Genomic DNA, 11272 nt, shown 5'->3' on the forward strand with positions numbered 1-11272 from the left:
CTCATGAAAGACAATTCTCCAATGCCTTCGCTCGTTTTTGTCCTTCATACCGCTAAACAAAAACCCTAGCGCTGCGCCATCCCCTCGTGGAACAGCTCTGCCATATTTTATGTTGCAGTCAGGATCAATTTTTATCGCACCCGCGTGACCCATCGCATCGGTAAAATCATCCAGAACCTCCACCTGGTGACCTTTTTCTTGAAGCGTATCTATCCGATTCTTGTCAAAAATACTAAAAAACCTCAACATCTCTTTTCTGTTGAGGTCATTACAAACATACATTTTATCCCTGATTAATAGAATGAATAAATCTCTGCAGACTTCGAATCAGACCTCCATTTCCGAAACGGATAAATTTTTGTTGGTCCTTCACTACTCCACATTCCTTTGTAAAATCTAAAAATTTCAAAATGTAGATTCGACGATAGTGAATATGTTCAATTCCAAATCCATAAAACCACTGATCAATCGTATTATAAACGCCCTTATTTAACCCATATTGTAAATGACACCATTGAAAAAATTGTAAATCTGGCAAGTTAAGATATTCACATTTTTCCAAGGAATTGCGTTTTTGGGGTTTTAAGAGAATCACTGCAGATTGAGGATTATGGGTTTGCATCATAAATATCCTCCTTTTCATTATTATTGCTGGCCCATCAACAAAACAAAAATAAATCTAGCGATAAAATTAGACAGGATCATGACAAGCCACCCAATGTCCTGTCGCCAATTTCCTAAATAATGGCTGTTCCTCTCGGCAGCGAGCTGTCGCTGCTGGACAACGAGTATGAAATCGGCATCCCGATGGTGGATTTGTTGGAGATGGGATTTCCCCCAGAATCGAAATCCTTTCTCTTAGCCTTGTAGGATCAGCATGGGGAATCGAGTCAATTAACCCTTTTGTATAATGGTGGGCAGGATGCAAGAAAATTTCTTCACTCGTTGCAAGTTCAACCAGTTGGCCCAAATACATCACACCAATGCGATCAGAGATATGACGAACAATATTTAACCCGTGTGCAATAAATAGATAAGTTAAGTCCCTCTCACGCTGTAATTCTTGTAATAAATTGATAATTTGAGCCTGTACAGATACGTCTAAAGCGGAAACAGCTTCATCTGCTAGAACAAACTGAGGATTAAGGGCTATCGCTCTTGCGATAGCGATCCGTTGGCGCTGACCACCTGAAAATTCATGTGGGTATAGATCGTAGCCGTTTTTATTTAATCCCACTACCTCCAATAATTCCTGAACTCTCGCCTTCTTTTCTTTCATGCTAAGTGATTCATGAACTTGAAGGGGTTCTCCGATGATATCGCCCACTTTCCAACGCGGGTTGACTGAACCATACGGATCTTGATAAATGACCTGCATATCCTTCCGCATTTCACGTAATTCTTTCGCACCTAGTTTTGACAAATCGTGTTCTTGAAAAAAAACCTTACCATTTGTTGATTTCTCTAATTGTAAAAGAACACGTCCCAATGTAGACTTTCCGCTTCCCGATTCTCCGACAAGACCAAATGTCTCTCCTTTTTTAATCGTAAAGGACACATTATCGACCGCTCTGATATAGGAAGTATGTCGATTAAATACACTCTTGCCAATCGGATAATATTTACTTAATTCTTGAATGGTAAACAAAGGTTGACTAGTAGATTCTGATGTGATTTGAACAACCTCTTTTTCTGACAAAACCTCTGTGCTTTTTTCAACCACAGGCTGTTTCCAAGCATCTGTCATGACGAGGGCCTCCGCATGCCAGCATGCTGTTTGGCGATCATTCACTTCTAACAAAGGCGGTGCTTCGACAGAACAGCGCGCGGTTGCGAACGGACAACGTGGATGAAACTGACATCCAGGTGGTAATTGGGATAGACCAGGAATAGACCCCTTAATAGAATAAAGTTTATTACTTCGATCACTATCCATCGTTGTAATCGAGTGCAGCAACCCATTGGTATAGGGATGATGCGGCAGCTCGAACAACTGCTTGACGTTTGCATGCTCCACTATACGTCCCGCATACATCACAATGATTCGGTCTGCCATTTCTGCGGCAACGCCCATATCATGCGTAATTATGAGAATCGACATTCCCAGCTCTTCTTTTAACTCTTGAAGCAGCTTTAGGATTTGGGCTTGAATGGTGACATCAAGTGCTGTCGTTGGTTCATCTGCAATCAGTAAATCAGGACCACAGGCCAGTGCCATGGCAATCATCGCTCGCTGCAACATCCCTCCCGACAACTCATTAGGATACTGTTTCATTCGCAACTCCGCATCTGTAATGCCCACCTGTTTCAATAAATAGAGCGCACGCGCTTTGGCTTCCGATTTACTAGTTTGCTTATTTTCAAGGATCGTTTCCATTATCTGGTTTCCAATTGTAAAAACAGGATCAAAAGCAGCCATTGGTTCTTGAAAAATCATCGCCACTTTTTTCCCGCGAATGGACCGAAGCTTTTTTTGAGGCAGATGTGTCAGATCTATCCCATCTACTACAATACTCCCATCCGCTATCTTTCCATTTTCGTAATCAATAAGTCTCATAATCGTTTTTGAAGTCACCGTTTTGCCACTTCCTGATTCACCTACTATACAGACTGTTTCACCATGCTTCATCTGCAAAAACACATCTTGAATGGCTGTAAGGTCTCCATGATTAGTCGTGAAATCCACTTTTAAATTCTGAATATCTAGCAGCTTCTCCATCTTTTATTCTCCTTCATCTCGTTCTGCTTGTTTTCGGATCAAAAATATCCCGAAGTCTATCTCCCATAACATTAACGGAAAGAACAAAAAGAGTAATGGCCAAGCCTGGGAATGTAGAGATCCACCAGCCTACTGTTAAGTAACCTCTACCTTGGGAAAGAAGTGCCCCCCAATCAGGTATTTCTTTAATCACGCCAAGGCCTAGAAAGCTTAATCCTGAACCAACCAAAATCGATGTGCCTAGACCAATTGTCCCCATCACTATGAGCGGTGACCAAGAATTGGGCAATATATGCCAAAGAAAAATCCGCCATTTAGGCGTTCCAATTGAGCGAGACGCATCCACATACTGACGTTTTTTAATGCTCATCATTTGTCCTCTCATCACCCGTGCATACCCCGGAATAGACGCGGCTGCTACAGCTAAGACAATATTAAACAAGCTTGGTCCGAGAACAGCAGCTATCGCTAAGGCCAAGAGGATACCGGGGATCGTCATCAAGATTTCGATAAACCTCATAAAAATGACATCGATTAAACCACCAAGATATCCAGCGAGAGCACCAATCGCACCGCCAATGAATCCACCCATCACTACTGACGCAGTACCAATCATGAGGGAATCTCTGCTCCCATAAACAACAAGACTAAACACATCTCTCCCAAAATAATCTGTCCCAAACAAGTGGGCCCTGCTAGGGGCGCTTAATATAAGTTCTGTGTTCATAAATGTCGGCGAATACGGTGCAATCCATTTAGGAAATAGGGCACATGCAATAATGAATAACATAGTAAATCCAGAAAAATAGATAAATAGGTTTGATACAGTAAAGTTTGTTTTATAGTTGGCTATATTCCATTTTGGAAGCCTCAACACTGTTTTGGTATTTGTCACTTCTCTCATTTTCAACACCCCTTTTTTGATGGTCATTTTTTACTGAGATCGGCGAACGCGTGGGTCAATAATTGAATATGAAAGATCCACCAATAGATTGATCATCACATAAACAATGGCGCTAAAGAAAACAACCCCTTGAATGACGGGTAGGTCTTTTGCCATAATGGCATCAGCCACAATTCTCCCAATTCCTTGTCTTGAAAATACGGTTTCAATCACGACGGTACCGGCCATCAGTTCCCCGATATTCAAACCGATAATGGTAATGGCCGGAATAAGAGCGTTACGAAGGGCATGACGGTACATGACCACACGTTCTGATAGACCTTTCGCGCGGAGTGTGACAATAAATGGCTCATTTATCACTTCCAGCATGCTGTTTCGCACCATCCGAATAATTAATCCTGCTCCGACAAAACCAAGTGAAAGTGATGGGAGCACGAGCGTTTTCCAACCCTCTGACCCCATCGCAGGAAACCAATTCAATGAGATTGAAAATAGTAGAATGAGTAAGATACCGGACCAAAATGTCGGCATGGAAATCCCAAATAATCCTATTAATCGAGCGATTACATCGATCCACTTATTCTGATAAATAGCTGACAACACCCCGAACCCAACCCCAATGACAATCGAAATGACCGCACTAGCAAAAGTTAAGGCGAGAGTTGCAGGAAAATGTTCTATAATCTTCGGAAGGACTGGTTCGCTATTAATGATCGATTGTCCGAAGTTTCCTTGAAGAATATGGGTAAAATAGTCGATAAATTGCATGTAAAACGGTTGATCGAGCCCCAATTCCTTGCGCAAATTTTCAACCATTTCTGGTGTTGCAGTCGAGGGATCAATCATCGATAACACTGGATCCCCCGGGAGCAAATAGTTGATGCAAAAGACAAGGATTAAGGAGCCAATAATTGATACAAATGCAGTCGAGATTTTTAGAAGAATCTTATTGACTAATTCCACATGTATCAGCTCCACTTCACTTTATTTTCCAACCGTTACATCGTTGAACAATGGATAACCTAATGCATCAAATTCAATTCCTTTTACTTTCTTAGAGGCAGCAACTGTATATGGGAATATATAAATAGGTAAAATCCATGCCTCTTCGATAATTTTTTGTTGGACTTTTTTATAAATGTCTTCCCGTTTTGCAGGGTCCGATTCTAACGTACCTTGTTCTAATAAGTGATCCAATTCTGGGTTTGAACCTCCACCCAACCCTTTAAATGCCGCTTCCTGTTCTGGAGTTTGTGTATGATAGATGGCGCGCAGCGCATTTGGATCGGAATTTACTTGGCTATTTCCATACAAATCATAGTCCGCGTTTTGATAAATTACTGAAGCAACATCTTTGGTAATATTTATTTCCACTGCAATTCCAATCTCTTTTAACTGTTGTTGAATGATAATGGCGATATCATTTCGTTTCTCACGGTTAGGAGATCCATCAACATAATTCAAGTTCAATCTCTTGCCGTCTTTTACTCGAATCCCATCTGCCCCTTTTTCATAGCCAAGTTCATCAAGGAGTTGATTTGCCTTTTTAATATTCGGCTTTACACTGCCTTCCAACGATTGATCATATCCAAATATTCCTGGTGACAGTGGTGACCATGCTCTCTGATACGTGTTTAAATACAGTGTTTTAACAATCGCATCCACATCAACAGCGAGCTGCACTGCTTTACGAACCTTGACATCCTTCCATGGTTCTTTTCTTTGGTTGAAGAACAGCGTATACGGGAGCCCAATCGTATTCACTTGCAGCAATTGGGTTCTTGGATCATTTTTTAATGACAGGATATTTTGTGGCGGTACGGTTTCTGCTGCGAGAACTTGCTCACTTTGCACACTGCCAATTCGCGTTGCTTCCTCTGGTATAATTTTAAACGTAATTTTATCTATCTTAGGAGCACCTTTGTTTTCTACGATGGAAGGAGCCCATTTGTAGTCATTATTTTTCTCCACTTGAATGTCCGCATTTTCTGTCCAACTAACAAATTTATACGGTCCCGTTCCTACTGGATTTTTACCAAACTGATCTCCATATTTCTCTTCTGCTGTTGGTGATACAAATCCAAGTAACCCTTGGCTTAGATTACTTAAAAACGATGTAGAAGGGGTGGAAAGGTTAATTTTGATCGTATATTCATCAATGACTTCAGATGATTCATAGGGTTGGATTAACGCTAACGCATTGGCCGCTTTTGTTTTTGGATCAATAATTCGGTCATAATTGTATTTCACCGCTTCGGCATTAAATGGTGTCCCATCGTGAAACTTCACATCCTTGCGCAACTTAAAGGTATAGCTTTTTCCATCATCCGATACGGCCCATTCCGTTGCGAGCCACGGTTGAATCGTATTGTCAGGTGCTAGCACTACTAAACTATCAAAAATGGTTCTAAAGGCACGAACAGCTACCGCTAAACCGCTGCGATGAGGATCCAGCGTATCTGGTGAAGTAGCCAAGGCATATGTAAGCTCTCCGCCTATAGGAGCCTTGCCCTCTTTTTCTCCGTTGGTATCTTCGCTGCTGCTCGTACTTGCACCACTAGAGCATCCCGCTAATAGGAGGACAAGAACGGATGTAATTGCGAATAATTTAGTCCAATATGTAAGTATCTTCATTTAGATGTACCCCCATTATTTTTTTATGGTTTCTTTTGCATAGCGATTGATAGGATATGGCAGACCAAGATTTCCGCGTAAGGTATCTGATTCATATTCCGTTCTGAAAAGTCCTCGTTTTTGAAGAATCGGAACAACATGATCGATAAAATCCGTTAAATTGCTAGGGATATTCGTACCGATAATAAATCCGTCCGCACCGCGTCCTTCAAACCATTCTTGAATACGATCCGCTACTATTTCTGGTGTACCAATAAATGGAGTTCTTGGTGTAGCTGATTGTAGTGCAACTTGACGAAGGGTTAGCTTCTTCTCTTTTGCTTCTTGTTTCATTCGATCTGTGCCGCTCTTAAAACTATTACTTCCTAAATCGCCTAATTCAGGAAAGGGTTCATCTAATGGATATTGAGAGAAATCATGGTGCTCAAAGAATCTCCCCAAATAAGCAAGTGCCTTATCGATGGTTACCAGGTTGGCTATTTCTTGATATTTTTGTTCTGCTTCTTCCTCTGTATGACCGATAATCGGTCCAATACCAGGTAAAATGAGAATTTCGTCTGGGTTTCTTCCAAAGGCTGCTGCCCTGCTCTTCACATCTTGATAAAATTTCTGGGCCTCTTCCAACGATGGATGTCCAGTGAACACTGCATCCGCTTCTTTTGCCGCCAGATTTTTTCCATCTTCCGAAGACCCCGCTTGAAAAATAATCGGGCGGCCTTGTTTGGATCGAGCAATATTCAGCGGACCTGACACTGAGAAAAATTCACCTCTATGATTCAATTCATGCAGTTTTTTAGGTTCAAAAAACACACCTGTTTCTTTGTCGCGGACAAATGCATCATCTTCCCATGAATCCCACAAGCCTTTCGCGACATCTATATATTCAGCTGCGATTTTATAACGTTTTGGATGGTCTGGATGCTCTTCAATCGTCTTACTAAAGTTTAATGCTGTTTTTTCTAGAGGTGAGGTAACCACATTCCATCCTGCACGTCCTCCGCTAATGTGGTCTAATGACGAAAACTGTCGTGCAACGTTGAACGGTTCACTGTAAGAAGTAGACAACGTACCCGCAAGACCAATGCGTGATGTGACAGCCGCAAGAGCCGATAGGATGGTAATAGGTTCAAATCGGTTTAAGAAGTGAGGAATGGAGTGCTTGTTAATATGCAAACCATCCGCAATAAAGACAAAATCAAATTTCCCTTCTTCCGATTTTTGGGCCTGCGCTTTATAAAATTCAAAGTTTACACTTGCGTCCGTTGGAACTTCTGGATGTCTCCATCCTGATATATTGCCTCCTACACCATGAATAATCGTTCCAAATCGTAATTTTCTTTGCTCTGACATTTCCATGTCCCCTTTCAATCTCTTATTCCGAAATACTTATCTTATTAATCCTATGAATTTAGTTGGAATTATTCAAAAAAATATTCAACGGTTTTGTAAAAATGGAGCTAACGCTTTTTCGAGATAGCTGATCCCCACCTCGGTTACCCCTTGATAAAGGCCGTCTTGACCTATTTCAATTACGGGTACATGACGAATCCCATATTTAACATCCAATATATTGCGGTATTCATCGTGAAAAGTTACATCAATGGTTTGAAATTCCACCTGTTTTTCTTCTAAAAATTGTTTAACCTCAGAGCAAAAGTGACAACCTTGTTTTGACCATACAACAACTGATAATGGATTTGACATTACAACTTCCTCCTTAATTTCGTGATTTTATTGGTAAAGCTATTTCCGAAAATGCTTCGCTTAACAATAAGTAAGATTTAAGTCTCTTCTCAAAATTTTGAACTGGCGTTACGATGATGGTTTCTTCCAAATCGTAAATATTTTGGAGGTGAAGCAGTTTTTCTCTCACTGTTTCCTTTGTTCCATATAGAATGTTTGCTTCCTGTAATTCAATTCGATAGCTTTCATTCGCCTGTTTGGCAAACAGCTCTGCTTGCTCCTCGCTCCCCACCGTTACGGTCTTGCCACTCTGTAGATGCACTTTCACGATTTTCGAATTAGCTGCCAGTGCCTTTGCTTCCTCCTCTGTGTCCGCCACAATAACAGAGAGTGCAAGAATAAAAGAGATGGGCTGTGATTTTTTTCGTTTCTGCAAATGACTGAACTCATCAAATGCTTCATTAAGGATTTTCTTTTCACTATTAATGAATTGAGCAAATACAAACGAGTATCCTAATTCACCAGCAAGTTTTGCACTTGAGGAACTAGCCCCCAATAAGAAAAGTTCAGGCGGCGTGTTAGGCACAGGCTCTGCTTTAAGTCCATAAAATGGGTCATACGGTTCAATAGTGTCATAGACAAACTTTTTAAGGTCCACCAGTTTTTCCCATAGCTCTTTTGGTTTTTCAGCATATTCCTGCTGAAGTGCTTTGGTGGATAAAGGAAGTCCGCCGGGTGCTTTCCCCAACCCTAGATCCACTCTACCCGGGGATAATGATGCTAATACATTAAAAATTTCGGCTACCTTATATGGACTGTAATGCTGGAGCATCACACCACCTGAGCCAATTCGAATCTGACGTGTTTTTGCGAGAAGATAGGCTATTAACACTTCCGGAGCAGATCCTGCTAATTTCTCTGCATTATGATGTTCAGAAACCCAGAAGCGGTGATATCCCAACTCTTCTGCCTTTTGAGCTAATTCAATTGTATGGTTAAAGGCATCGAAGGCCGTTTCATTTTCAGCAATGACACTTTGATCCAGAATACTAAGTTTCAAACCCAAATGAATCCCCTCCTGGTAAACTTGTTATCTAATAAATCCAAGTTGCTAATGTTGTTAAACAGACGTGCTGAACACCCCTTTCTTAGATAACAGGAAAGGCTTTAATTTATTCAATTCAGCGTCTATTCGTGTTTTAACTTCTACATCAAGTTCATAACGATGATTTTCTAGTTTTTTTACTTGGTTATCTACAATATAGGTCCCTTTTAAAATGTGGGTTGCTCCGAGCGCCGCGAGCACTGGTTTTAGTCCATAATCAAGCATTAGGAGATGTCCGCTCGATCCTCCAATGGCAATCGGCAGGATTGTTTTATTTACCAAACTATTTTGCGGAAGAAGATCCAAATAAGTTTTTAAGACCCCGGAAAAGGATGCTTTATAAACGGGTGTTAAAATCACAATAATAGATGAATCTTCGACTTTTTTATTAGCCTCAATGATTTCTTTACTGTCAAATCTTGCTTGAATTAAATCATCTGCTGGAAGATTACGGATTTGGATAATTTCAGGAGAATGATTGACTCCTTCAAAAAATTCAACAGCATATTCCAATGCCCCATTTAATCTCGTATGTTCAGAAGGACTTCCAGAAATAATCGTTACTTTACTCATCTTTGTTACTCCCTTTCCTATGTGGATTGTCAACATTTAAAAAGTTTCTAAAAAAATAAAGACTCCTGTTTTATTAAACAGGAGCCTTTGGTAGACCAATCGGCGCTTTCTTATTTACATTTGATGAAAACTTGTTTTACTATTTAGCCATTCGGGATCCTATTAGGTACCAACTACTTCATTGGTTTGTTCCCAAATGGTGCTAGGGATCTCTTGTCGCAGCACCGGTGCCACCTCGGCTGCAAACCGATGCAATTGTTCCTGTTGCTCCGATTCCGTTAAGCCATCAACACTTATGCTAAGTACCTGATTTCCATAAGCATGATGGTAGTTTAAGATTTTCTCGATGACTTGCTCTGCACTACCAACTAAGACTGGACCATTGGCAATATTGTCTTCTAGATTTTTAAAAGGCGAGTTATTATGCTTCGCTGCGTCTGTCCCCTGAAAAGCATTGTAGTAAGGCCGGAAGCGGTTGATTGCCTCCTTGGCATTGTTGGCAATATATAGATTACTAGCACCCGATCCAACGATTGCTTTATTGGGATCGTGACCATAGTAAGCCAGCCGATCACGGTAATGATCAATTAACTCTTTATACTTGGCTTGAGGATGAAAAGTATTGGATGAGAAAATAGGATCGCCATATTTTGCGGCCAATTCAGTCGAACGCGTACTTGAAGCGCTCCCATGCCAAATTGGAATGCTTTTTTGATAAGGTCTTGGTTGTGTCGTGACATTGGTAATAGATGTTCGGTAGCGCCCCTCCCAGCTTACATTCTCCTCATTCCATAATCGCTTTAGTAATTCGTATCGTTCAGCAAGCGAATCCCATTGTTCCTCTTCTGTAATTCCGAAGAGGGGATAATGACGTGGGTCGTTGCCTTTCCCTATAATCAACTCTAACCTCCCTCCTGAAAGATGATCTAGTGTCGCAAAGTCCTCTGCCACTCGGATCGGATCTAGAACACTTAGAACTAGTACAGTCGTCAATAATCTTAGGCGTGAAGTTTTTCCAGCAATGGCCGTCAAAACAACTGCCGGTGATGAGGAAAGGAATGGTGGTCCATGACGCTCCCCTACACCAAAGGCATCAAAGCCTAATTTCTCGGCTAAAACTGCTTGATTTACTACATTTTGAAATTTCTGCTGAGCTGTCAATGATACCCCAGTTATCGCATTAGGTTCATTCATCATAAGGGTAAATAATGCAAATTTCACTTCATTAAGACCTCCAAACCAATCTAGTTCACTTCATTTTTAGGCCTGATCTGCATTCTTATATACAAAACCAATGAAAAAGACTCCTGTTAAGAACAGGAGCCTTTGGTAGTCCAATCGGCTTTTAAACTAGTAGGCAACCAAAAGTGCATTCTTATTTCACCTACTGGTTTACTTGGTATTAAAAAAACTGTTGAATCCACTATAAAACTTAAATAGGGTTGTTGTCAATCCATTACTTTGAATTTTTAGATATTTTTTAATATTTGTTATGAAGAGTGGTGCTGAAAGCCTTCATGAACTCTTTGTTCTTATCTTGTGCGTTCTTTCGTTTTTCCTTTCTTTGATTAAATATGGGACTAAAAGATTACAGACCATCGTTAGTCTTTTTTCGACAAAACTTCTTATTTACCAATAGGCTCTGTTAAACTTG

At 40.7% G+C, this 11272-nt stretch carries 10 protein-coding genes and 1 pseudogene; all 11 read right to left on the reverse strand.

From position 1 onward, the window contains the following. Positions 1-249 (reverse strand): annotated as a pseudogene (locus tag V7137_RS25310) (hypothetical protein); the annotation flags it as partial. Between the two features lie 34 nt (positions 250-283). Further along, positions 284-625 (reverse strand): hypothetical protein, encoded by a 342-nt coding sequence (locus V7137_RS25315; protein WP_335700636.1) that lies wholly within the window; start codon positions 623-625, stop codon positions 284-286. 66 nt (positions 626-691) lie between these two features. Continuing rightward, positions 692-2719 (reverse strand): ABC transporter ATP-binding protein, encoded by a 2028-nt coding sequence (locus tag V7137_RS25320; protein ID WP_335700637.1) that lies wholly within the window; start codon positions 2717-2719, stop codon positions 692-694. Positions 2720-2732: 13 nt separating this feature from the next. After that, positions 2733-3623: an ABC transporter permease gene (locus V7137_RS25325; RefSeq protein ID WP_335700638.1), complete on the reverse strand. Its 891-nt coding sequence runs from the start codon at positions 3621-3623 to the stop codon at positions 2733-2735. Positions 3624-3653: 30 nt separating this feature from the next. Next, positions 3654-4586 (reverse strand): ABC transporter permease, encoded by a 933-nt coding sequence (locus V7137_RS25330; protein ID WP_335700639.1) that lies wholly within the window; start codon positions 4584-4586, stop codon positions 3654-3656. 21 nt (positions 4587-4607) lie between these two features. Beyond that, complete coding sequence (locus tag V7137_RS25335; protein WP_335700640.1) at positions 4608-6257, reverse strand: ABC transporter substrate-binding protein; 1650 nt, start codon at positions 6255-6257, stop codon at positions 4608-4610. 15 nt (positions 6258-6272) lie between these two features. Then, positions 6273-7607 carry an LLM class flavin-dependent oxidoreductase gene (locus V7137_RS25340; RefSeq protein WP_335700641.1) on the reverse strand — a complete coding sequence of 445 codons (1335 nt, stop codon included), beginning with the start codon at positions 7605-7607 and terminating at the stop codon, positions 6273-6275. Between the two features lie 84 nt (positions 7608-7691). Further along, positions 7692-7961 carry a glutaredoxin family protein gene (locus V7137_RS25345; RefSeq protein ID WP_335700642.1) on the reverse strand — a complete coding sequence of 90 codons (270 nt, stop codon included), beginning with the start codon at positions 7959-7961 and terminating at the stop codon, positions 7692-7694. Between the two features lie 13 nt (positions 7962-7974). Then, positions 7975-9006: an LLM class flavin-dependent oxidoreductase gene (locus V7137_RS25350; protein WP_335700643.1), complete on the reverse strand. Its 1032-nt coding sequence runs from the start codon at positions 9004-9006 to the stop codon at positions 7975-7977. A gap of 54 nt (positions 9007-9060) precedes the next feature. Continuing rightward, positions 9061-9618, reverse strand: coding sequence for an NADPH-dependent FMN reductase (gene ssuE / locus V7137_RS25355; RefSeq protein ID WP_335700644.1), 558 nt, complete (start codon positions 9616-9618; stop codon positions 9061-9063). Between the two features lie 162 nt (positions 9619-9780). Beyond that, the gene (locus V7137_RS25360; protein WP_335700645.1) at positions 9781-10839 is read right to left on the reverse strand and encodes an LLM class flavin-dependent oxidoreductase; all 1059 of its coding nucleotides are present in this window, start codon (positions 10837-10839) and stop codon (positions 9781-9783) included. Positions 10840-11272 lie beyond the last annotated feature (433 nt).

The sequence above is a fragment of the Neobacillus drentensis genome, from assembly GCF_036962765.1.
GTDB classification, from domain to species: domain Bacteria; phylum Bacillota; class Bacilli; order Bacillales; family Cytobacillaceae; genus Neobacillus; species Neobacillus drentensis_C.